Here is a 21574-nt window from a genome sequence, read left to right as displayed (position 1 = left end):
GTCCGGGCCGTCCGGGCCGTCCGGGCCGTCCGGGCCGTCCGGGCCGTCCGGGCCGTCCGGGCTCGCGGTGCTTCGTTACCCGGCCGATGGGCCGGGTAATCGCGGTAGTGATTACTTATAGTGATAAAAGTAATTGCATAATCCTCTTAACTGCGCTTATGTACGATTTTTCGGTTTGTGTAGTCGCTCCTCTCGGTAGTCAGTAGATATCGAACGAGAGGCCGAGCGCCATGGGATTTCTCGGTAAAAATGCGACATTTCGTGACTCATTGGCTGTTTTGTTGGTCAATGGGGAGATCACCCACGTCGTGACGCGACCGGGGGAGCGACGGTGACCGGCACCGTTCTCGTCGCCCGCCTGGACAAGGCGGGCGATGTTCTGCTGGCGGGACCCGCGATCCGCGCGGTGGCCGCGAGCGCGCGGGAGGTCGTGCTGCTGACCGGGCCGTACGGCCGGGCCGCCGCCGAACTGCTGCCCGGGGTGTCGAGAGTGGTGGAGTGGCGTACGCCATGGATCGATCCCGTCGCGCCGCCCGTGACCGGCACGCACGTCCTGAGGTTGCTGCGCGTCGTCCGTGACGTGGCTCCCGACCAGGCGCTCATCCTCACCTCGCACCACCGGTCTCCGCTGCCGCTGGCTCTGCTGCTCAGGCTGGCGGACACGCCGAGGATCGCCGCGATCTCCACCGACCATCCGGGCTCGCTGCTCGACGTGTGGCACGTCGTCGACGAGGAGGCGGACACGCCGGAGCCCGAGCGAATGCTCGGGCTGGCCGCGGCGACGGGATTCGAGCTCCCGGCGGGAGACGCGGGCGGCCTCGCCGTACGGCACCCGCTGCCCGATGTCGGCCACCTCACCGGGGCGCCGGGCTACGTGGTCCTGCACCCCGGCGTCTCGGCACCCGCCAGGGCGTGGCCGGAGGAGAACTGGGCGCGCGTGGTCCACGACCTGGTCCGCTCGGGTCGCAGGGTCGTCGTGACCGGCGACCGGGACGAGCGGGGACTCACCGCGCGGATCGCCTCCGGCGCCGGGCAGCACGGCCTGTCGCCGGGGCCCCTCTTCGCGGGCGACTGGATGAGCGAAGGCCCCACCCGCCTGCGCGGCTGGGAGGTGGACGAGCCCGCCTTCACGGCGGGCTGGGTCGACGGTGGGTCGGCCGCGACGGGTGGCCGGGGTCCGAACGGACCCCCGGGTCCGCGTGACGGGCGGCCCGGCGGCCACCCGGGCAGGTCCGTCGTCGACCTGGGCGGCAGGACGACCTACCCCGAGTTCGCCGCGGTGCTCGAAGGAGCGTGCGCGGTGGTCGTCGCCGACGAGGGACCCGCCCACCTCGCGGCGGCGGTCGGCACACCGGTCGTCGGACTGTTCGCCTCCGCCGGGCGCCGGGCGCCGTACGGGGTGCCGGCCGTGCTCCTCGGAGACCGGTGGACGCCCCGCGAGACGACGGGGGCCGCAGCCCGTCCGGTCGTCGGTCACCCGTGTCCGGCGTCGGTGCCGAGCGCGCGGGTCGTCGAGGCGGTCGAACACCTGACGTTTGTGAAAGAGGTCGTCACATGAGGATCGCCCCGACGTTCGCGAAAGAGGTCGTCACATGAGATTCCCCCCGGTACCGGACCATGCGCGTCCCTCTGATGCCGGCAGCGAGACCGGCGGTGACACCGCGAGGCGGAACGTCGCCCCGGAGGACGATCGGCCGGTCATGATCGTGCTGCGCGGGCTGGGACTGGGTGACCTGCTCACCGTCGTCCCCGCCCTGCGGGCTCTGCGGCGATCCCACCCCGGCCACCGGATCGTGCTGGCCGCGCCCGCCGCGCTGGCGCCCCTGGTGCCGTTGATCGGCGGGGTGGACGAGGTGTGCGACGTGTCGGGCCCCGGTCACGTGCCGCGCCTCGGGCGGCGCGTCGACGTCGCCGTCAACCTGTACGGCGGTGGCCGGCGAGGCATCGCCGCGCTGCACCGCACCGGCCCGGCGCGACTGCTGACCTACCGGCATCCCGCCTTCCCCGACGCGTACGGACCGGACTGGCCCGACGGCGTGCACGAGGTGCGGCGCTGGTGCGACCTGCTCGGCTGGTACGGCATCGAGGCCGATCCCGCCGATCTGGAGCTGGAGCGCCCTCTCCTCGCCGACGAGGGCTCGCGGCCGGTCGTCATCCACCCGGGAGCCGCGTACCCGGCCAGGCGCTGGCCGCCGGAGCGGTTCGCGCTCGTGGCCGCGGAACTGCGGGACAACGGGCACCAGGTCGTGGTCACGGGGAGCGAGCGGGAAAGGGACCTCGCCGAACGGGTGGCCCTGCTCGCGGGGCTGCCGTCCACGTCCGTGCTCGCCGGGCGTACCGGGTTGCTCGAACTGGCCGGGCTGGTGGCGAGGGCGCGGCTGGTGATCTGCGGCGACACCGGCGTGGCTCACCTGGCGGCCGCCTTCCTCACCCCCTCCGTGACGCTGTTCGGCCCCGTCTCGCCCGCGCTGTGGGGACCGCCGCCGGCGGGGCCGCACACCGTCCTGTGGGCGGGAGGTCTCGGCGATCCCTACGGGTACCGGCCCGATCCGGGACTGCTGGAGATCGGGGTCTGGGACGTCCTCGACGCCGCCGCGCGCCTGATGGAGGTGGGGGTGCGGTGAACGGACGGCGGGTGGTGGTGACCGGTGGCGCGGGATTCGTCGGGTCACACCTGTGTGAGCGGCTGCTGGGCGAGGGGGCGGAGGTGGTCTGCCTGGACAACTTCCTCACCGGTTCGCCGGCCAACGTCGGGCACCTGGTCGGGTTGCCCGCCTTCCGGCTGGTGGAGTGCGACGTCACGGGTTTCCTGCGGGTGCCCGGGGAGGTGGACCTGGTGTTGCACCTCGCCTCGGCGGCCTCGCCGGTGGACTATCTGCGCCATCCGATCGAGACGTTGAAGGCGGGCAGCCTGGGCACGCTGCACGCGCTGGGACTGGCCAGGAACAAGGGCGCCCGGCTCGTGCTCGCCTCCACCAGCGAGGTCTACGGAGATCCGCTGGAGCATCCGCAGCGCGAGACCTACTGGGGCAACGTCAACCCGGTGGGACCGCGCAGCGTCTACGACGAGGCCAAGCGGTTCGCCGAGGCGCTGACCACCGCGTACCGGACCTGTCACGGCACCGACACCGCGATCGTACGGATCTTCAACACCTACGGGCCGAGGATGCGCCCCTATGACGGCCGGGCCATTCCCACCTTCGTGCGCCAGGCGTTGCGCGGTGAGCCGATCACGGTGGCCGGCGACGGGGGGCAGACCCGGTCGGTGTGCTACGTCGACGACACCGTGGAGGGGATCCTGGCTCTGGCCCGCGGCGAGATGACCGGGCCGGTCAACATCGGCAATCCCACCGAGCTGAGCGTGCTGGCCCTCGCCGAGACGGTCCGTCACCTGACCGGCTCGGAGTCACCGATCCGCTTCGTCGGCCGCCCCGACGACGATCCGCAGATTCGCCGCCCCGACATCTCCCTCGCCGTCTCCGCGCTGGGGTGGCGGCCGAAAATCGACGTCATCGAGGGACTGCGCCGTACCATCGCCTGGTTCGCGCGGGAACTCAGCGCGTCGCAGGAGCTGATCCCCCGCTGAGAGCCCGCCTTTCCGCCGGAGCCGGGGCGGATCGGGAAAGCCCCCTACCCGCCGGGAAGCGGGGCAGGCGGGGTGGATCGCGCCCCTCTGCCCGCCGGGAAATCGCGGCTCCCTACCCGCCGGGAAGCGGGATGGGCGAGGTGGATCGCGAAGGCCGCACCGAGGATCGGTCAGACGGCGGGGACGGCGACGGAGCGGTCGACGCTGCCGGGGGCGAGCACGTGCTCGATGACCATGACGGCGGCGCCGATCACCCCCGCGCGGTCGCCCAGCTCGCTGGCGGTGATCGTCAGGTGCTGGGTGGCGAGGGGCAGCGATCGGCTGTAGATGACCTCGCGAAGCCCGGCGAGCACCTGCTCACCGGCCTCGGAGATGTCGCCGCCGACCACGATCACCGAGGGGTTGAAGAAGTTGACGATCGAGGCGAGCACGTCGCCGACCTCGCGGCCCGCCTGCCGGATGAGCTGCACGGCGTCGGTGTTGCCCGCGCGTACGAGGCGGACCACGTCGCGGCTGTCGTCGGCCTCCACCCCGTCCGCGGACAGCTTGGCGGCCATGGCGGCGCCGCTGGCGACGGCTTCCAGGCAGCCGATGTTGCCGCAGCGGCAGACGGTGTCCAGGGCCGAGGCCACCCGGATGTGCCCGATGTCGCCGGCCGCGCCCTGGGCGCCCCGGTGCAGACGGCGGTCGCTGATGATGCCGCAGCCGATGCCGGTGCCGATCTTGACGAAGATGAGGTGGTCGGCGCTGGGGCGGGCGGCCCAGTGCTCGCCCAACGCCATGATGTTCACGTCGTTGTCGACGAGGACGGGGGCGCCGAGGCGCGAGCCGAGCCACTCGGGAACGGGGAAACCATCCCAGCCGGGCATTATCGGCGGATTGACCGGGCGTCCCGAGCTGTGCTCGACCGGGCCGGGGAGGCCGACGCCGATGCCGCAGATCTCCTCCGGGCGGTGGCCGATCTCGGCGAGCATCTCCTCGAAGGTGCGCTGGAGCCAGCCGAGTGTCTCCTCGGGCCCGCGGTCTATCGGCACCTCGGCCGCGCGCTCGGCGAGGACCGTGGTGCCGAGGTCGGTGACCGCCACCCGGGCGTGGGTGGCGCCGAGGTCGGCGGAGAGGACGACGCGGGCGGTGCGGTTGAACGTGAAGGCGATGGCGGGGCGGCCCCCCGAGGAGATGGCCTCCTCGGTCGGGATGATCCACTGCTGGCTCAGCAACGCGTCGAGACGCTGGGCCAGGGTGGACCTGGCCAGCCCGGTGAGCTGGACCAGTTCGGCCCTCGTTCTGGCCTGACCGTCGCGCAGGATGTTGAGAAGCGCCCCCGCACCGGCGATCGAACCGTTCGCTTCGCTGAACATGCACACAGTCAACACCCCTTGTTTCCGCTGCGTCAAAGCGACTTAGGCGCTCGGCCTGCCTCATTATGCCAAATGGTGACATCCTTTTGCTTGACCATCGCCATAAGAGCGCTTTAGCATCCGGACACATGAAGGAAATCGGCCGGTTACCGACGAATCGATTACCATCCGGTGACGTCGGGACCGGATTTTCGGATGTGTTAGCCCTATCCCTGATATCCCAGGTGTCCCTGGCACCTAAGACGCGTTTTCCCGCCGCCGTATCTCGCGCGGGGACGGTAGCCTCATGATCCTGAGAATGCGTGGCATCGCCAAGAGTTTTCTCGGAGTCCGCGTACTGAGCGGGGTCGATCTGGAGGTCGCCGCCGGAGAGGTGCACGCGGTCGTCGGAGAGAACGGCGCGGGAAAGTCCACGCTGATGAAGGTTCTCGCCGGGGTGCACGCCCCTGACGAGGGCAGCGTCGAGATCGACGGCACCGAGGTCTCCTTCGCCCACCCCGTCGAGGCGCAGCGCGCCGGGGTGGCGATCATCTACCAGGAGTTCAACCTGCTGCCCGAGCGCAGCGTCGCCGAGAACGTCTTCCTGGGCCGCGAGCCCGTCCGGCGGGGGCTGGTCGACAGGGAGGCGATGGAGACAGCCACCGCCCGGCTGCTCCAGGAACTCGGTGAGACCTCCTTCACCCCCCGTGACCTGGTCCGTCACCTCTCCATCGCCCAGCAGCAGGTCGTGGAGATCGTCAAGGCGCTCTCCCAGGACGCCCGGATCATCGTGATGGACGAGCCCACGGCGGCACTCGCGGATCATGAGGTGGAACTGCTCTACCGGCTGGTGGCCCGCCTGCGGGAGCGGAAGATCGCCGTCCTCTACATCTCCCACCGGCTGCGGGAGGTCTTCGACCTGTCCAACCGGGTGACGGTGCTGAAGGACGGCACGCTGGTCAGGACCGCGGACACCGCCGAGATCACCTCCGACGAGCTGGTCCGGCTGATGGTCGGCCGCGACCTCGGCACCTACTTCCCCGACCGGGGCACGGAACCGGGAGAGGTACGGCTCAGCGTGCGCGGCGGAGGCAACGCCGTGCTCGACGGAATCGACCTCGAACTGCGCGAACGCGAGATCCTCGGCGTGGCCGGCCTGCAGGGGTCGGGCCGCACCGAACTGGCCAAGGCCCTGTTCGGCGCCGAGCCGTTCACGCGCGGCACGATGAGCCCGCTGCGGCCGGCGTCGGTGCGGCAGGCCGTGGCCGCCGGGATCGGCCTGGTGAACGAGGACCGCAAGGCCGAAGGGCTCGCGCTGCGCCAGTCCGTACGGGACAACGCCCTGCTGGTCTCCCGCTCGGTGCGCAGGATCGGCAACGGCGGCAGGATCGGCGGGACCGGCGGGACCGGTGTCCTCGAACTCCTGGAGGCGGTACGGCTCCACCCGCCCCGCCCCGAGCAGGAGGTCCGCTACCTGTCCGGCGGCAACCAGCAGAAGGTCGTGCTGGCCAAGTGGATGACCGTGGCGCCGAAGGTCCTGATCTTCGACGAGCCCACGCGCGGGGTCGACGTGGGTGCCAAGGCCGCCATCCACGACCTGATGCGCGGCCTGGCCGAGGACGGAATGGCGATCATGATGATCTCGTCCGAGCTTCCCGAGCTGATCGGCATGAGCGACCGCGTCGTCGTGATGCGCGACGGCCGCATCGCCGGTTCGCTGCCCGCCGGATCCTCGGAGGAGGCCGTGATGCGCCTGGCCGCCGGTGAGGTGACGTCGTGACCGGCCCTGGCAGGCCCGCGGCGGCGACCGGCACCGCCGCGCCCGCCGCCCCCGTCCCGCAGGAAGGGGAGAGAAGGCGCGCCCTGGCGGGCCGCATCGGCTCGACCCAGGTCATCTACCTCGCCCTGGCCGGGGTCATGCTCGTCGGATGGGTGCTGGTCGCCCTCGACGGGGGCGACTTCCTCACGCTGGAGACCATCGTCGGCATCCAGCAGCGCTCGGCCGCGCTGGGCATCGTCGCGGTGGGTCAGACGCTGGCGATCCTGGTCGGGTCGCTGGACCTGTCGGTGGCGTACCTGATCAGCCTCACCTCCCTCGTCGCGGCCGAGATCATGGCCGGGCAGGACGGCGGGATCGTCCCCGGCGTCGCGGCGGTGCTCGCGGTGAGCGCGCTGATCGGGCTGGTCAACGGCCTGGTCATCACCCGGCTGCACGTCCACGCCTTCATCGCGACCCTCGGCACGGCCCTCATCGTCAAGGGGATCGTGGACCACCTCTACGACGGTCCCGCGGGCAGCGTGCCCGAATCCTTCCAGCGGCTCGGCTACGACAGGATCGGACCGGTCCCCGTCTCCGCGCTGCTGTGGGCCGCCGTCGCGCTCGCCGTCTGGTTCCTGCTGCGCCGCACCAGGCTCGGGTACCGGATCTACGCGGTCGGCGGTGACGAGGAGGTGGCCAGGCTGTCCGGCGTACGGACCGGCAGGATCGTCGTCGCCGCGCACATCCTGTGCTCGGTCTGCGCGGGCGTCGCCGGGCTGCTGCTGGCGAGCAGGCTCGGCGCGGGCGCGCCCACGGTCGGCACCGACGGCGGCTACGACCTGGAGTCGATCGCCGCGGTGGTCCTCGGCGGTACGGCCCTGGCCGGAGGCAGGGGCGGGGTCGCCGGGACGGTCGGCGGGGTGTTGCTGCTCGCCGTGCTCGACAGCGTCTTCAACCAGCTGGAGGTCAACGCGTTCTTCAAGGACGTGGTCCGCGGCCTGGTGATCGTCGTCGCCGTGGCCGTCTACGCCCGCCGCGGCGCGAGGAGGCGATCCCGATGAGAGCCCTCAGGTCCATGGGGCCGATCCTCGCCGTGCTGGCGGTGCTGCTGGTGCTGATCGCGCTGGTGAACCCGTTCTTCCTGGAACCCGCCGGGTTCCTCGCCTTTCTCAAGAGAGCCGCACCGCTGGTCATCCTGGCCGCCGGGCAGTACTTCGTGATCGTCTCGGGGGAGTTCGACCTGTCGGTGGGGTCGCTCGTCACCGTGCAGGTCGTGGTGGCCGCCCGGCTGATCGACGGGCAGGAGCAGGCGACCTGGCCGGTGCTGGCCCTGCTGATCGTGATCGGGCTGCTGGTCGGGCTCGCCAACGGGGCCATCACCACCAAGCTGAGGGTGCCGTCGTTCATCACCACGCTCGGCATGATGCTCGTGCTGTCCGGCGCGGTGTTCCTGTGGACCGGTGGCGCCCCGCGCGGCGCGCTGTCGGAGACGTTCCGGATGTTCGGTCGCAGGGACCTCGGCCCGGTGCCCTGGTCGGTGTTCATTCTTCTCGTCGCGGGCGCCGCGGCGATCCTCCTCATGCGCTCCGACTTCGGCAAGCGGCTCATCGCCACCGGCGACAACGAACGCGCGGCAGGACTGTCCGGGGTGAGGGTCGACCGGACCAGGATCGCCGCCTTCGTCATCTCCGGCCTGGCCGCGGCCGTCGCGGGCATCCTGCTCGGCGGCTTCGCGGGTGTCTCGGCCCAGGTCGGGCAGGGCCTGGAGTTCCAGGCCATCACGGCCGTCGTCCTCGGTGGCGTCGCGCTCGGTGGCGGGCGCGGCTCCGTGGTCGCCGCGATGGCCGGGGCATTCACCCTCGAAGCGCTGTTCACCCTGCTCAACCTGTACGGGATCTCGGGGGCCCTGGAGTTCGCGGTCCAGGGCGTGATCATCATCGCCGCCGTCGCGGCGAGTTCCGTACGGCTTCCGTTCAGGCGCGCCCTACGCGTCTGAACGCCCCCCAGAGAAACAAGGAGAGCCTTCTTTGAACAGATCGATCACGGTGCTCGTCGCGGGTGTCTCCGCGATGTTGCTCGCCGCGGGATGCGCCAGTGACAAGCCGGTGACCTCAAGCGCGGCGCCGGAGAGCTCGGCGGCCGCCCCTTCCACCGCCGCGTCCTCCAACACCGGAGAGCAGTCGAAGTTCTTCGTCCAGGCCGACTACGACGCCCAGCTCGCCATGCGGGCCCAGAGCGCGGAGGGGCCAGCGGACAAGCCGTGGGAGCAGGCCATCGCCCCGGAGATGGTGGACACGGCCAAGTACAAGAAGGACGGTCCCTACAACCTGTGCTTCTCCAACGCGGCGGTGAACAACCCGTGGCGGCAGGTGGGCTGGAAGACCATGCAGGCCGAGGTGGCGCTGCACAAGGAGATCAAGAAGTTCACCGCCCTCGACGCGGAGGGCAAGGACGACAAGCAGATCTCCGACATCGCCGAGCTGGTCGGCAAGGGATGTGACGCTCTGATCGTCTCGCCCAACACCACCGCGACGCTCACCCCCGCGGTGACGGGCGCCTGCCCCAAGGTCCCGGTGATCGTCTTCGACCGAGGCGTGGAGACCGACTGCCCGGTGACGTTCATCAACCCCATCGGCGGTTACGCCTTCGGCGCCGACGGCGCCGAGTTCCTGGTGGAGAAGGTGCCGGCCGGAGGCAAGGTCCTCGCGCTGCGGATCCTGCCGGGCGTCGACGTGCTGGAGACCCGCTGGTCGGCGGCGAAGGTCACCTTCGACCAGAGCCAGCTCGACGTGGTCGGGGTGGAGTTCACCGACGGCGACGCGGCCAAGACCAAGAGCATCGTGAGCGACTACATCCAGCGGCACGGCAAGATCGACGGGGTGTGGATGGACGCGGGCGCGACCGCCGTGGCGGCCGTCGAGGCGTTCGAGGACGCCGGGGTCCCGGTGCCGGCGATCGTCGGCGAGGACCAGCAGGACTTCCTGCAGAAGTGGAAGAGCGGTGGCCTCACGGCCGTCGCACCGACCTACCCCACCTACCAGTGGCGCACCCCGATCATCGCCGCCCTGAAGATCCTCAAGGGTGAGGAGGTGCCCAAGACCTGGAAGCTGCCCCAGCCCAAGATCACTTCCGAGAACCTGGACACCTACCTGCAGCCCAACATGCCGCCGCTGCACTACGCGCTCTGCGGTTGCGAGAAGCTGCCGGACTTCCCCGCCGCCTGGGGCGGTAAGTAAGGCCGATCTCCCCGCGGGCCGGGCGATCCCCCGGCCAGGGCGGTGAGCAAGGCGGATCCACCGGGCTCCGGGCACCGTCTCGCGGTGCCCGGAGCCCGGTGCCACGAGGCTCACGAAGGGCCCGCCAGACGAGTCCGCCGACGGGCTCGGAGACATCGAGTACGCGTTCAGCACGAAAAGGGGTTGCCGATGTTCCCCATCGGGGTCAACACGTGGGTATGGGTCTCGCCGCTGACGGACGAGGATCTCGCCCGGCTGGCGCCGAAGGTGGCCGACTGGGGGTTCGACGTGATCGAGCTACCGGTGGAGCAGGCCGGAGACTGGGATCCCGCGCGGGCGGCCGAACTGCTGGGAAGCCTCGGGCTGAAGGCCTCGGTGGTCCTCGTCATGCCACCGGGCAGGGAACTGGTCGGCGCCGACGCGGCGACGGTCGCCGACACCCAGGACTACCTGCGGCGATGCGTGGACGCCGCCGTGACGGTGGGCAGCCCGGTGATCGGCGGACCCGCCTACGCCTCGGTGGGGCGGACCTGGCGGATGTCGGAGGAGGAGCGCAAGAGCTGCTACGCCGAGCTGCGGGAGAACCTGACCCCGGTCGGCGCGTACGCGGCGGAACGCGGGGTGACGGTCGCCGTCGAACCGCTCAACCGCTACGAGACCAGCCTGGTCAACACCGTCGAGCAGGCCGTCGAGGCGGTCGGCGGGATCCCGGGAGTCGGCCTCGCGCTGGACGTCTATCACATGAACATCGAGGAGCGGGACCCGGCGGCGGCCGTACGGTTGGCCGGGGATCTCGTCGCGCACGTGCAGGTCTGCGCGAACGACCGGGGTGCGCCGGGGGCCGACCACATGGACTGGCCCGCCCTCGCCGACGCGTTGCGCGCCGTGGACTACCGGGGGCCGCTCTGCATCGAGTCGTTCACCGCGCACAACCGGACGATCGCCACGGCCGCCTCGATCTGGCGCCCCCTCGCCGACACGCAGGACGACCTCGCGACCACGGGCCTGGCCTTCCTGCGCACCCTTTGACGGGCTCAGACCCCGCCTATCCCGGAGCCGTTCAGCGGCCGGTATCGTCGTCCGTCACCGTGGAGTCCGCCGCCTCGGCCGCGTCCGTGCCGGGGGCGGCGGCGGGTGCCCGCCTGGGGCGCCTGAAGAAGGCGGCCACCGCGTAGGGGTCGACGGGGTCGGAGAGCAGGGCGAGCATCTCCTCCCCGCGTTCGGGATCGACCTTGAACGGGTGACCGAACACGTGCGGCCCCGTCCCGTCGCCCAGCACCCTGGTCAGCATCAGGTCGCCCGGTATCGCCTGCCCGGAGAGCAACTCGTCGACCAGCCTCACCCGCTCTCCGGTCCCGTCCCCGAGGGCGGCCACGGTGATCTCGTCCCCGGACACGTCGAGGACCTCCCACAGCCGCAGCGGTGTCCGCCGCCAGGACTCCAGCAGCTCCACCTCGTCGTCGCGCAGCCACTCGGCCCGCGCGTCCAGGAACTCGCCGACGACGTCGTTCTCGAACAGCGCCAGGTCCGCGAGGGCGGGCTCCGCCACCCGGACACTCAGCGCGATCAGATCCTCGATCAGCCGCCTGCGGGCCGGGCGGTAGGCGTACGTGAGCAGCTGCCGGAACAGGTGCGCGGCCCGCTCGGGCAGCGGAGCCCCGGGGGTGGTGCGGCACGCGGCGTACTCGGCCGCGTCGCGAACGGCCGGTGCCAGCTCGGGGGAGAGGGAGAGCACCTCGGAGATCAGCCCTGCAGCCTCGAACGAACGGCCCTCGCCCTCGGCAGACCTCGCGATCAGCAGCAGAGCGGCCGGCTCGGTGCGGGGCAGTGCCTCGACCAGTGCCGGGCCGAGCGGCTCGCGCTCCACCTCGTCGGCGACCCTCGCGAGCACCGCGTCCGACCGCGACAGGTAGGTGACGGCTTTGGAGAGGTCGGCGCCCTCCCCGTACGTGCGCAGCGCGCTGCGCACCAGGGCGAGCCTGATGATGTCCAACGGGGCCAGGTCGGCGACCGACGCCGTGTCCCACGGGGCGCCCACGATGCCCACCCGGCCCTCGCGCAGCTCCAGCGAGGCGTTGAGCAGCAGCGGGGACAGCGGCGGCAGCGGGTCGGCGAAGGTCTCGGGGGCCTTCATCAGCAGCTCCAGGACCACGACGTCGACCGGCACGCCGGGACTGGGCTCCAGCCCTTCCGCGAAGGCGCGCAGCGCGTCGAGCGCCTGCTCGCCGAACTCCTGGACGACCCGCATCACCCGTTCGGCGGGGACGTCGTCCAACTCGGTGACCGACAGTTCCAGGGTGCCGCCGCGCAACCGCAGCGCGATCACCTGCTCCGGCTCCACCCCGGCGAGCCAGCCGTCGGGTCCGGTCAGGACGGGCTCGCCGGTGTCGAGCGAGGTCCGCACCCGGCCGCCGCCCGCCAGGGGCACTCCCGCACCGTCGGCCAGCCGTGCCCACAGCCGCAGGTCGTCGGAGGCGGGCAGCACCCCGCTCGCCAGCTCGGCCCGGGTGGCGAGGTGCGTCAGCACCGCGCCCTCGCTCAGCGTCAGAAGGTCGCTCATCCCCCCATTGTTCTCGACGCCCGGACGTGGAGAGGCCGCCCTCCCCGCCAGGAGCTCGCACAAGCTCGTGGCGGGGAAGGGCGGCGGGGACGGCCGGGCCGCGGGGGCGGCGGACCGGCCTGGTCTCTGGAACCCCTCGGGTGGGGGTGTCGTCAACGTAACGGGGTGCGCCTGAGGCGCGCCTCTATCAGATGCCCCCTACCGTCACGTTATGGCGAGGTGCCCAGCCGGGGGTTCTCGGTCAGCCACGCCGCGTATCGTCTGCTCCGTCCGATCGCGTCGGAATGCGCGGCCTTCGCGTGTTCGAGGATCGATGCCGCGACCGTGGCGCTCGCGGCCTCCGGGTGCCAGCCGAGCAGCTGCCGCCAGCGCAGCGGGGCCCCGGCGAGCGGTACCAGCTTCAGCCCTTCGGCGGGCTGGAAGGTCGCCTGACACAGCGCGGCGGCGCGTCCGACCTTGGCCAGGTGCATGCAGGTGGCCACGTCGGTCTCGTAGATGGTCTTGGGGGTGAAGCCGGCACGGGCGCAGGCCGTGGCGAAGCAGTCGCCGAAGCAGCTGTCGCCCGGGGTCACCGTCCACTGTTCGTCGGCCAGCTCCGCGAGCTCCACCTCCTTCCTGTCCACCAGCGGATGATCCTCGTTGAGCAGTACGAAGACCGGGTCGGTCCCCACGGTCGACCACACCACCGGCCCCTCCACCGGCGGAGGGCTCTCTCCGCAGGCGCCGATGAACGCGAAGTCGATCCGGCCCAGCATCACCATGGCGGTGAGCTCCTTCGCGGACCAGGAGGTGTGGGTGCTCACCGGGGTGGACGGCCAGGCGGTGGCGAGGCGGTCCACCAGACCGCCGAGTATCGGGCCGTGGGTGGCGCCCAGCCGGTAGCTGGGAAGGTCGGCGTTCGCGTTGGCGAATCGAAGTGCCTCCTCCTGGAGTTCGCGGGCCGCGGGCAGCAGCACCAGTGCACGTGACAGGACCAGCTGCCCCAGGGGCGTGGGCCTGGCGCCGTTGTGGTCGCGTTCGAAAAGAGCTCCCCCGAGAACCCGCTCTATCCGTTTGAGCTGCGCCGTCAGCGCGGGTTGGGCCAATCCGAGGTGGGTGGCGGCCTTGGTGACGCTGCCGGCCTGTGCCACCGCGCGCACGATCTTGAGGTGTCGGAGCTCGAGATCCATACCGGGAACGTAAGGCCGGGGCGTTATACCTGCAATGCAAACTTGTCATGAAATATGACTCAATTTTGTCGAATCGTTCCAAAAACGTTTTAGGCGCCTTAATTTGGGTATTTATGGATGGCCGTTAGCCTCTTTCCGGGCGTCTCGCTTTGAGGACAGCCGCCCCCGCCGGCCGGAGTCTGACAGCGGTGTCCGACATCCGAGATTCCAGGGACCGGAGTTGCGCCGAAGTTTCGGCTGTCGCAGACACCGATATCCAGCATCCGTATCCCCGCCCGCGGCCGAGGAACGCTGGGCGGCGGACGGCGCCGAGGTTATGATCCGCCGATGGACGTAGCGGCGCTCACCCCGGCGCGGGCCCGGAGTCACTTCAGGGAGGGGTTGCGAGTGCCCACCGCGGGGTGGTGCCGGGGCTGGACCCAGGCCAACCTGCTCGCCGTGCCCCGCGAACTCGCCTACGACCTGCTCCTGTTCGCCCAGCGCAACCCCGTCGCCTGCCCGGTCCTGGACGTCGGCGATCCCGGTGCGGTGAGCACCGTCCTGTTCGGCGGCGACCTTCGCACCGACCTGCCCGCCTACCGCGTCTACCAGGACGGCAGGGCCGTGGCCGACGTCGGCGACGTGCGCGACCTCTGGCGGAACGACCTGGTCGCCTTCCTGCTCGGCTGCAGCTTCACCTTCGAGGACGCGTTGCTCAGGGCCGGGGTTCCGGTACGGCACATCGAGACGGGGACGAACGTGCCCATGTATCTCACCTCGATCGCCTGCCGTCCCGCGGGATCGCTGGGCGGCCCGCTGGTCGTCTCGATGCGCCCCGTCCCGGCCTCCCTGGTTCCGGCCGCCGTACGGGTGACCGCGAGATATCCGGCCGTGCACGGGGCGCCGATCCATGTCGGCGCCCCCGAGGAGATCGGGATCGCCGACCTCGGCGTCCCCGACTTCGGCGATCCCGTCGAGGTGCGGGCGGGGGAGACCCCGGTCTTCTGGGCCTGCGGGGTGACGCCACAGGCGGCCGTCATGGCGAGCGGGGTGTCCTTCGCCATCGGCCATCTCCCGGGCCACATGGCGATCACCGACGCCAGGGACGACCGCTTCCAGGTCCCCTGAACGCCGCGCCCCGCGCCGCCGGGCGTTCAGGCGCGGGCAGTGTCCTCGGTGTTCTCAGTGTTCTCAGTGTTCTCAGTGTTCTCAGTGTCCTCACCGCCCGCAGCGAGGCGGCGGGCGAGTCTTTCCAGCTGCGACGTGAGCGAGGGCGCGCCGGGGCGGTTGTCGATCTCGTCGTGGGGCACGACGGGTGGCTCGTCCACCCTGATCGCCCGCAGGTAGTCCTCGAAGCGGTCGAGCTTGCCCGCGTCCCTCGCGAGCCCTCTCGCCTCCAGCCGGGCCCGCAGCGCGGGGCCGTCCGAACGGATCCAGAGGAGACGCACGGGCGGGCCGCCCAGCCGCTCGACCCAGCGTTCCCACACCGTCGCGTCGTGCACCTGGGTGGTGAAGGGGCCCTCCAGCATCACCGGACAGCCGTGGGAACGGATCTGGCGGGCGACCTCTGTCAACCCCTCGTATTCATAACGCTTGATGTTCTGGTCGTACCAGCGGCCTTCGCGCTCCCCGTCGTCACGTCCGTGGGCGCGGAGGGTGGCCGCGACGAAACCGCCGTAGACGGTGTCCTTGTCGAGCAGCGCGGGAACCGGGTCGAGCAGCGCGAGCAGCGCCGCCGCCACGGTGGACTTCCCCGCCCCCGGTGGCCCGCTCACCACCCACAGCGGCGCCACCCCGCTCACCTTCCCTCCGCGGTGAATCCCACCGGGGGCACCGAGAGGGTCGCCGCACGTTCCGTCGCAGCCCTCGGTGGACCCCCGTGCACCCCGCGAGAGAACCTGTCGTAGGTCCGCCTCCGGCCGGTCACGATCTCAGTCCTTCCAGGCCCTGGCCACGCTCTCCTGGGCGGCGAGCGCCTGGGCGAGGCCGGCCTGGAAGGCGGGGCGCCACAGGGCCGGGTCGAGGACGTTGGCGCCGAACACGGCGACCGACGCCTCGTCGGGGACGACGTGGGCGACGGTGGCCTCACCCAGTTCGGCGAGCTCGGCTTCGAGGCGGGACCTCGGTGAGACGTGCGCCAGCGGTTCCAGGAGGACCACGGCGGAGCTGCCCGCCGCCAGGTCGGCGTTCGTCGCCGAGCGGACCCCGCCGTCCATGTAGCGGCGCCCTCCGATCTCCACCGGAGGGAACACGCACGGGACCGCGCAGCTGGAGGCGACCGCCGCCACCAGTGGAGCCCCCGATTCGCGCTCCCAGACCACGAACTCGCCGGTCCCCGTGTCGACGGCGGTGATCAGCAGGCGGCGCTCCGGCCACTCCTTGACGGGCAGCCGGTTGCCGATCGTCTCGATCCTGGCGCCGGTGTCCCGCATCGCGAGGGCCATCTCGCCGACCCGGCGCCGGGCCTCCAGGGGCTCCAGGGACGGGTCGTAGAGCACGCCGAAGGCGGCCATCACCGCCTCCATGTCGACGGCGGAGGCGGTCGAGACGTTCGAGACCTCCGTGTCCGCCTGGACGCCGACCGCGCTCTCCAGGTCGGCCTCGGTGGCGACGAGCGTCCCGACCACCGATCCGGCGGAGGTGCCGATGATCAGGTCCGCCTCTCCCAGCTCGATGCCGGCCCGGCGCAGACCGGTGACGATCCCCGCCTCCCAGGCGATGCCCGCCACGCCTCCGCCACCCAGCACCAGTGTTCTCGTCATGCGCCATTCATACCTGATGGCTCTTCCCCGCAGAAGAAGCGCCCGAGGACGCGGAGTCAGACGTCACGGCCCCTCATGCCCTCCTGGGTGGGGTCGACGCCCCAGGAGATGATCCGCCGGGGATGGATGCGGATGATCTCCCGGCTCAGGTACGGGGAGGGCGGTTCGTGGTCCTCGACGGCCTCGGCCTCACCCCGGATCTCCACGCCCCGCACCCGCCAGGGGTCGGTGGAGGCGACGTCGTCGACCACGAAGGCCACCCGCGGATTCGTCCGGACGTTATGGAATTTCCTGGTGGTGCCCATCGCGCGGCCGTAGATGTCGACGACGCCGGTCTCGGTGTCGACGCGGAAACCGGTCGGGCTGTTCTGCAGGGAACCGTCGGGGCCCGTGGTGGCCAGGCGGCCCAGGCGCTGCCCTTCGAGATAGGCGAGCTCCGCCTCCGTGAATGTCATGTACTCACTCTGTAACCTCAATGTTGATTGAGGTCAAGTTAGACTGGCGCATGCCCAACAATCCGGAGATGAGTGTCGGCCAGCTCTCCGCGCGCAGCGGGGTCGCGGTCTCCGCCCTGCACTTCTACGAGGCCAAGGGGCTGATCCGCAGCCGTCGCACCGCGGGTAACCAGCGCCGTTTCCCCCGTGACACGCTCCGCAGGATCGCCTTCATCAGGGTCTCCCAGCGCGTCGGGATCCCGCTCAGGACGATCCAGCAGGCGCTGTCGGCGCTTCCCGACGAGCGCACCCCCACCAGGGAGGACTGGGCGAGGCTCTCGACGGTGTGGCAGGACGAGCTCGACGACCGCATCAGGCAGCTCGAACGGCTCCGCCACGGTCTGACCGACTGCATCGCCTGCGGGTGCCTCTCCCTGGACCGCTGCGCGCTCGCCAACCCCGACGACGTGGCCGCCGCGAGAGGACCGGGCTCGCGCCTGATGCTCCCGCCCCGCCAGAGCTGCGCTCCCTGCGAGGTGTGACGAGGTCCGTCCCGTCGGCCGGGGCCGACGCCCCGTGTCGCTCCCGCACGCGGCTCCGGTGTCGCGTTCTCGCACCGATCCCGCACCTCGGGCAAGGGGCGGCGGCGACGGGCGACAGGGCGCGCCCCGGCGGGAGCGCCGATGTCTCCCCGGGGGATTCGCCGTGGGTTTGTTAGTTGTCTAGTCAAACTATTGACGATCCGGGGTCCGGCATGTGAACCTCTGGGCGTTCATGCACGCGCATCATGGCGGTCGACGGTCAGGGTCCCGTCACCTGATCGTGCATGGCGGTTTGTCCGTTGCATTGCGAAGGGAAGCCGTACATGCGAAGAAGGCTGTTCAGCATGCTCGCCGCCGTGGCGGTGGCGTGCGCGTCGGTCGGCGCGGCCGTCGGGGGCGCCCAGGCGTCCGCGTCGGGGGCCGCGGTGAAGGCCGCGACAAAGACGGTGGCGACCGGGACCGGTTCCGCGGCCGCCGCGGAGACGTACCAGTGGAAGAACGTGAGGATCGACGGCGGCGGGTTCGTGCCGGGGATCATCTTCAACCAGACCGAGAAAAACCTGATCTACGCCCGCACCGACATCGGCGGCGCGTACCGCTGGGAACAGGCGAGCAAGAGCTGGACCCCGCTGCTCGACTGGGTGGGCTGGGACAAGTGGGGCTACAACGGTGTGGTCAGCCTCGCCACCGACCCGGTGGAGACCAACCGTGTCTACGTCGCCGCCGGGATGTACACCAACAGCTGGGACCCCAACAACGGGGCCATCCTGCGCTCCGCAGACAAGGGCGAGACCTGGCAGGCCACACCGCTGCCCTTCAAACTCGGCGGCAACATGCCGGGCCGGGGGATGGGGGAGCGGCTCGCCGTCGACCCCAACAGGAACAGCGTCGTCTACCTCGGCGCGCCCGACGGCAACGGCCTGTGGCGCAGCACCGACAAGGGGGTGACCTGGGCCAAGGTCACGAGCTTCCCCAACGCGGGGAACTACGCCCAGGACCCCTCCGATCCCAACGGCTACCTCAGCCACCGTCCCGGCGTGGTCTGGGTGACCTTCGACCCGACCTCGGGAACCGCGGGGAACACGACACAGAAGATCTACGTGGGCGTCGCGGACAAGGCGAACACCGTCTACAGCTCCTCGGACGGCGGGACCACCTGGAGCAGGGTCGCCGGACAGCCCACCGGCTACATGGCGCACAAGGGCGTGTTCGATCACGTCAGCCGCACGCTCTACATCGCCACCAGTGACACCGGCGGCCCGTACGACGGCTCCAAGGGCGACGTGTGGAAGCTCAACACCACCACCGGGGCCTGGACCCAGATCAGCCCGATCCCCTCCAGCTCGTCCGACAACTACTTCGGCTACAGCGGCCTCACGATCGACCGGCAGAACCCCGGCACGATCATGGTCGCGACCCAGATCTCCTGGTGGCCGGACGTGATCTTCTTCAGGTCCACCGACTCCGGCGCGACCTGGACGCGGGTCTGGGACTTCACCTCCTACCCGGACCGCAGCCTCCGCTACACGATGGACATCTCCTCCTCGCCGTGGCTGACCTTCGGGACCAACCCGCAGCCGCCGGAGACGACCCCCAAGCTCGGCTGGATGACGGAGTCGCTGGAGATCGACCCGTTCGACGGCAACCGGATGATGTACGGCACCGGTGCCACGGTGTACGGCACCGAGGACCTCAAGAAGTGGGACACCGGCGGCAAGTTCACCATCAAGCCCATGGTCAAGGGGCTTGAGGAGACCGCAGTCCTCGACCTGATCAGCCCGCCGACCGGCGCCCCGCTGGTCAGTGCCCTGGGTGACCTGGGAGGCTTCCGGCACACCAACCTCGACGCCGTACCGCCCATGCTGTTCACCTCGCCGGTCTTCACCTCGACGACCAGCCTCGACTACGCCGAGACCAACCCGTCGATCATGGTCCGCGCGGGCAACTTCACCGACGCCGACCGGCCGAACGACAGTCACGCCGCGTTCTCCACCGACGGTGGCGCCAACTGGTTCCAGGGCACCGAACCCGGTGGCATCAACGAGGGCGGCACGATCGCCGCGGCGGCGAACGGCTCCCGGTTCGTCTGGGCGCCCAAGGGTGTGGGCGTGCACTACTCGGTCGGCTACGGCAACACCTGGACCCCCTCCACCGGACTCCCGACGGGAGCCGTCGTCGAGTCCGACCGGGTGAACTCCAACAGGTTCTACGGCTTCAGCGGCGGAAAGTTCTACGCCAGCACCAACGGCGGCGTCTCCTTCACGGCCACCGCCGCGACCGGACTGCCCGCCGAGGGCAACGTCAAGTTCAAGGCCGTACCCGGCCGCGAGGGCGACATCTGGCTGACCGGACCCGCGAACAGCGCGGGCGCCGCCTCGGGCATCTGGCGCTCCACCAACGGCGGCGCGTCGTTCACCAAGTTGTCCGGCGTCACCGACGCCGTCAACATCGGCTTCGGTAAATCCGCCACCGCCGGTGGCTACCAGGCGCTGTACACCGTCGCCACGATCGGCGGCGTGACCGGCGTCTTCCGCTCCGACGACACCGGCGCGAGCTGGGTGCGGATCAACGACGACAAGCACCAGTACGGCAACGCGGGCGAGGCGATCACCGGCGACCCGCGCGTCTACGGCCGCGTCTACCTGGGCACCAACGGCCGGGGCATCCTGTACGCCGACAACGACGGGACCGTCCCGCCCCCCGACACCGTCCCGCCGACCAAGCCCGGTACTCCGGTGGCTTCGGCGATCACGTCGTCGGGTGCGACGTTGACCTGGGCGGCTTCGACGGATGCCGTCGGGGTGAGTGGTTACGACGTCTACCGTGAGGCGGGGGCGACGGACGTGAAGGTGGGGTCGCCGACCTCGCCGTCGTTCGCGCTCACCGGGTTGACCGCCGACACGTCGTACACCTTCTACGTGATCGCCCGTGACGCGGCGGGCAACAGCTCGGACGCCTCCACCCCGGTGACCTTCAAGACCCTCGCCGGGCAGGTCGGCGGCGGCTGCACCGCGACCTACACGGTGTCCAACTCCTGGCCCGGTGGTTTCCAGGGCGAGGTGACCGTAAAGAACACCGGCACCTCGGCGACCACCGGCTGGACCGTGAAGTGGTCGTTCCCGAACGGTCAGACGATCACCCAGCTCTGGAGCGGCACCCACACCCAGACCGGTGCGGCCGTCACCGTGAAGAACGTGAGCTGGAACGGCGTCCTGGCCCCCGGGGCCTCCACCTCGTTCGGTTTCGGCGCCTCCTGGACCGGTACCAACGGGGTCCCCTCCACCGTCACCTGTACCGCCCCCTGACCGCCTCCCGCCCGCTCTCTCACCGTTTTTCCCGCAGAGGGCGGGCGGGGCCCACCCGGGAGGCGACCGAATGCCATCAGGTCGCCCCTCTCGCCCTTAAAAGGGCGAGAGGGGCGACCGTGGCGATCTCGGGACTCCCCCCTGAGGCCCCCCGGCCCTCCCCCCTGAGGATGATCTGAGGACGTCGGCGGGGCCGGGTCGCCCAGCAGAGCCTATTGTGGAAGAAACCGACTGTGCTGGGGAGAACATGACGATCTCAGATGGGGTGCGCGAGCCTCACGGCGCGACCGGGCAGCCGTCTGAGACCGGCACCGGCGGCGGCGTACACGGAGAGACCGGACTCGGTGGCGTCCAGGGCGAGACCGCCATCGGCGGCGCCGGGAGTGACCGCCGGGTCGAGCTGGGCGACGCCGACGCGCTGAAAGACGCGGCGGCCGGGCGGTCCGGCATCCACGGCTGGCTCGACGGCGTCAGGTCCACCAGCGCGGGCCGTCTCACCCTGAAGATCGTCATCGGCGTGATCGGCACCGTACTGGTGGTCGGCGGACTGATCATGGTGCCCTTCCCCGGCCCCGGCTGGCTGGTCGTCTTCGCGGGGCTCGCGGTGCTGGCCACCGAGTTCCACTGGGCACACCGGCTGCTGGAGTTCGGCAAGCGGACCCTGTCGGCCTGGACGGCCTGGCTGGGCCGCCAGGGCTGGAGCGTCAAGATCCTGGTCGTCGCCGTCGCGGCGGTGACCGCCACCGCGATCGTCTACTACGGCCTCAAGCTCAGCCTCCACATCGACCTGATCGTCGAGGCCCAGAAGTTCCTCATCCGATAGCCGCCCTCGCTCCCGCCCGGCCCTTGCTCCGTTTCTTCTGGGCCCGCCGCGACGACGGCGTCCTGTCCGGCCCGCAGAGCTT

Annotated in this window: 18 protein-coding genes; 12 read left to right on the top strand and 6 right to left on the bottom strand. The window is 70.7% G+C overall.

Translation table 11 applies throughout. From position 1 onward, the window contains the following. Positions 1 to 331: 331 nt before the first annotated feature. The 3 genes from AB0B96_RS25860 to AB0B96_RS25850 are packed head-to-tail and all read left to right on the top strand — an operon-like array spanning position 332 to position 3586. Positions 332 to 1558 (top strand): glycosyltransferase family 9 protein, encoded by a 1227-nt coding sequence (locus AB0B96_RS25860; RefSeq protein ID WP_362902551.1) that lies wholly within the window; start codon positions 332 to 334, stop codon positions 1556 to 1558. 34 nt (positions 1559 to 1592) lie between these two features. After that, positions 1593 to 2624, top strand: coding sequence for a glycosyltransferase family 9 protein (locus AB0B96_RS25855; RefSeq protein ID WP_362902549.1), 1032 nt, complete (start codon positions 1593 to 1595; stop codon positions 2622 to 2624). Beyond that, on the top strand, positions 2621 to 3586 hold the full coding sequence (locus AB0B96_RS25850) for a UDP-glucuronic acid decarboxylase family protein (protein ID WP_350947342.1): 966 nt from the start codon (positions 2621 to 2623) through the stop codon (positions 3584 to 3586). The genes AB0B96_RS25855 and AB0B96_RS25850 overlap by 4 nt, the downstream gene beginning before the upstream one ends. A gap of 170 nt (positions 3587 to 3756) precedes the next feature. Here AB0B96_RS25850 and AB0B96_RS25845 read toward each other — a convergent pair whose 3' ends face one another. Then, a complete protein-coding gene (locus tag AB0B96_RS25845; protein WP_362902546.1) occupies positions 3757 to 4944 on the bottom strand; it encodes an ROK family protein in 1188 nt (395 codons plus the stop codon). A gap of 286 nt (positions 4945 to 5230) precedes the next feature. Between AB0B96_RS25845 and AB0B96_RS25840 the strand changes: the two genes are divergently transcribed. The 5 genes from AB0B96_RS25840 (at position 5231) to AB0B96_RS25820 (ending at position 10947) form a co-directional block, all read left to right on the top strand. Then, positions 5231 to 6703, top strand: coding sequence for a sugar ABC transporter ATP-binding protein (locus tag AB0B96_RS25840; protein ID WP_362902544.1), 1473 nt, complete (start codon positions 5231 to 5233; stop codon positions 6701 to 6703). Continuing rightward, positions 6700 to 7743, top strand: a complete 1044-nt coding sequence (locus AB0B96_RS25835) for an ABC transporter permease (protein ID WP_362902542.1) — start codon at positions 6700 to 6702, stop codon at positions 7741 to 7743. The genes AB0B96_RS25840 and AB0B96_RS25835 overlap by 4 nt, the downstream gene beginning before the upstream one ends. Then, positions 7740 to 8678 (top strand): ABC transporter permease, encoded by a 939-nt coding sequence (locus AB0B96_RS25830; RefSeq protein ID WP_362902540.1) that lies wholly within the window; start codon positions 7740 to 7742, stop codon positions 8676 to 8678. The genes AB0B96_RS25835 and AB0B96_RS25830 overlap by 4 nt, the downstream gene beginning before the upstream one ends. Positions 8679 to 8709: 31 nt before the next feature. Next, positions 8710 to 9918, top strand: a complete 1209-nt coding sequence (locus tag AB0B96_RS25825) for a substrate-binding domain-containing protein (protein ID WP_362902538.1) — start codon at positions 8710 to 8712, stop codon at positions 9916 to 9918. A gap of 189 nt (positions 9919 to 10107) precedes the next feature. Further along, positions 10108 to 10947 carry a sugar phosphate isomerase/epimerase family protein gene (locus tag AB0B96_RS25820; RefSeq protein WP_350947348.1) on the top strand — a complete coding sequence of 280 codons (840 nt, stop codon included), beginning with the start codon at positions 10108 to 10110 and terminating at the stop codon, positions 10945 to 10947. Positions 10948 to 10978: 31 nt separating this feature from the next. Here AB0B96_RS25820 and AB0B96_RS25815 read toward each other — a convergent pair whose 3' ends face one another. Beyond that, positions 10979 to 12478, bottom strand: coding sequence for a hypothetical protein (locus AB0B96_RS25815; RefSeq protein ID WP_362902536.1), 1500 nt, complete (start codon positions 12476 to 12478; stop codon positions 10979 to 10981). Between the two features lie 209 nt (positions 12479 to 12687). Next, entirely contained in the window at positions 12688 to 13647 is a 960-nt protein-coding gene (locus tag AB0B96_RS25810; RefSeq protein ID WP_362902534.1) for a LysR family transcriptional regulator, read from the bottom strand. 327 nt (positions 13648 to 13974) lie between these two features. Between AB0B96_RS25810 and AB0B96_RS25805 the strand changes: the two genes are divergently transcribed. Beyond that, positions 13975 to 14754, top strand: coding sequence for a putative hydro-lyase (locus AB0B96_RS25805; RefSeq protein ID WP_350947351.1), 780 nt, complete (start codon positions 13975 to 13977; stop codon positions 14752 to 14754). A 26-nt stretch (positions 14755 to 14780) separates the two neighbouring features. On the opposite strand, the gene AB0B96_RS25800 is transcribed toward AB0B96_RS25805, so the two are convergent. From AB0B96_RS25800 to AB0B96_RS25790, 3 genes are all read right to left on the bottom strand, one after another. Continuing rightward, positions 14781 to 15428: an AAA family ATPase gene (locus tag AB0B96_RS25800; RefSeq protein WP_362902532.1), complete on the bottom strand. Its 648-nt coding sequence runs from the start codon at positions 15426 to 15428 to the stop codon at positions 14781 to 14783. A gap of 129 nt (positions 15429 to 15557) precedes the next feature. After that, a complete protein-coding gene (locus AB0B96_RS25795) occupies positions 15558 to 16388 on the bottom strand; it encodes a patatin-like phospholipase family protein (RefSeq protein WP_362902530.1) in 831 nt (276 codons plus the stop codon). Between the two features lie 56 nt (positions 16389 to 16444). Further along, positions 16445 to 16843 carry a PPOX class F420-dependent oxidoreductase gene (locus AB0B96_RS25790; RefSeq protein WP_350947355.1) on the bottom strand — a complete coding sequence of 133 codons (399 nt, stop codon included), beginning with the start codon at positions 16841 to 16843 and terminating at the stop codon, positions 16445 to 16447. 50 nt (positions 16844 to 16893) lie between these two features. On the opposite strand from AB0B96_RS25790, the gene soxR reads away from it, so the two are divergent. The 3 genes from soxR (at position 16894) to AB0B96_RS25775 (ending at position 21492) form a co-directional block, all read left to right on the top strand. Next, positions 16894 to 17364: a redox-sensitive transcriptional activator SoxR gene (gene soxR / locus AB0B96_RS25785; protein WP_362902528.1), complete on the top strand. Its 471-nt coding sequence runs from the start codon at positions 16894 to 16896 to the stop codon at positions 17362 to 17364. Between the two features lie 323 nt (positions 17365 to 17687). Continuing rightward, on the top strand, positions 17688 to 20669 hold the full coding sequence (locus AB0B96_RS25780) for a cellulose binding domain-containing protein (RefSeq protein WP_362902526.1): 2982 nt from the start codon (positions 17688 to 17690) through the stop codon (positions 20667 to 20669). Positions 20670 to 20916: 247 nt separating this feature from the next. Then, positions 20917 to 21492 (top strand): TIGR02611 family protein, encoded by a 576-nt coding sequence (locus tag AB0B96_RS25775; RefSeq protein WP_362902524.1) that lies wholly within the window; start codon positions 20917 to 20919, stop codon positions 21490 to 21492. Positions 21493 to 21574 lie beyond the last annotated feature (82 nt).

The organism is Streptosporangium sp. NPDC049046 (assembly GCF_040649155.1).
Lineage (GTDB): Bacteria > Actinomycetota > Actinomycetes > Streptosporangiales > Streptosporangiaceae > Streptosporangium.
This window is presented reverse-complemented; position numbering and strand designations above follow the sequence as displayed.

Bases quoted from the DNA above. Each gene is read 5' to 3' on its own strand.
- AB0B96_RS25855 (WP_362902549.1), top strand. From the start codon at position 1,593: ATGAGATTCCCCCCGGTACCGGACCATGCGCGTCCCTCTGATGCCGGC.
- AB0B96_RS25845 (WP_362902546.1), bottom strand. From the start codon at position 4,944: ATGTTCAGCGAAGCGAACGGTTCGATCGCCGGTGCGGGGGCGCTTCTC.
- AB0B96_RS25840 (WP_362902544.1), top strand. From the start codon at position 5,231: ATGATCCTGAGAATGCGTGGCATCGCCAAGAGTTTTCTCGGAGTCCGC.
- AB0B96_RS25830 (WP_362902540.1), top strand. From the start codon at position 7,740: ATGAGAGCCCTCAGGTCCATGGGGCCGATCCTCGCCGTGCTGGCGGTG.
- AB0B96_RS25820 (WP_350947348.1), top strand. From the start codon at position 10,108: ATGTTCCCCATCGGGGTCAACACGTGGGTATGGGTCTCGCCGCTGACG.
- AB0B96_RS25815 (WP_362902536.1), bottom strand. From the start codon at position 12,478: ATGAGCGACCTTCTGACGCTGAGCGAGGGCGCGGTGCTGACGCACCTC.
- AB0B96_RS25810 (WP_362902534.1), bottom strand. From the start codon at position 13,647: ATGGATCTCGAGCTCCGACACCTCAAGATCGTGCGCGCGGTGGCACAG.
- AB0B96_RS25805 (WP_350947351.1), top strand. From the start codon at position 13,975: ATGGACGTAGCGGCGCTCACCCCGGCGCGGGCCCGGAGTCACTTCAGG.
- AB0B96_RS25795 (WP_362902530.1), bottom strand. From the start codon at position 16,388: ATGACGAGAACACTGGTGCTGGGTGGCGGAGGCGTGGCGGGCATCGCC.
- AB0B96_RS25790 (WP_350947355.1), bottom strand. From the start codon at position 16,843: ATGACATTCACGGAGGCGGAGCTCGCCTATCTCGAAGGGCAGCGCCTG.
- soxR (WP_362902528.1), top strand. From the start codon at position 16,894: ATGCCCAACAATCCGGAGATGAGTGTCGGCCAGCTCTCCGCGCGCAGC.
- AB0B96_RS25780 (WP_362902526.1), top strand. From the start codon at position 17,688: ATGCGAAGAAGGCTGTTCAGCATGCTCGCCGCCGTGGCGGTGGCGTGC.
- AB0B96_RS25775 (WP_362902524.1), top strand. From the start codon at position 20,917: ATGACGATCTCAGATGGGGTGCGCGAGCCTCACGGCGCGACCGGGCAG.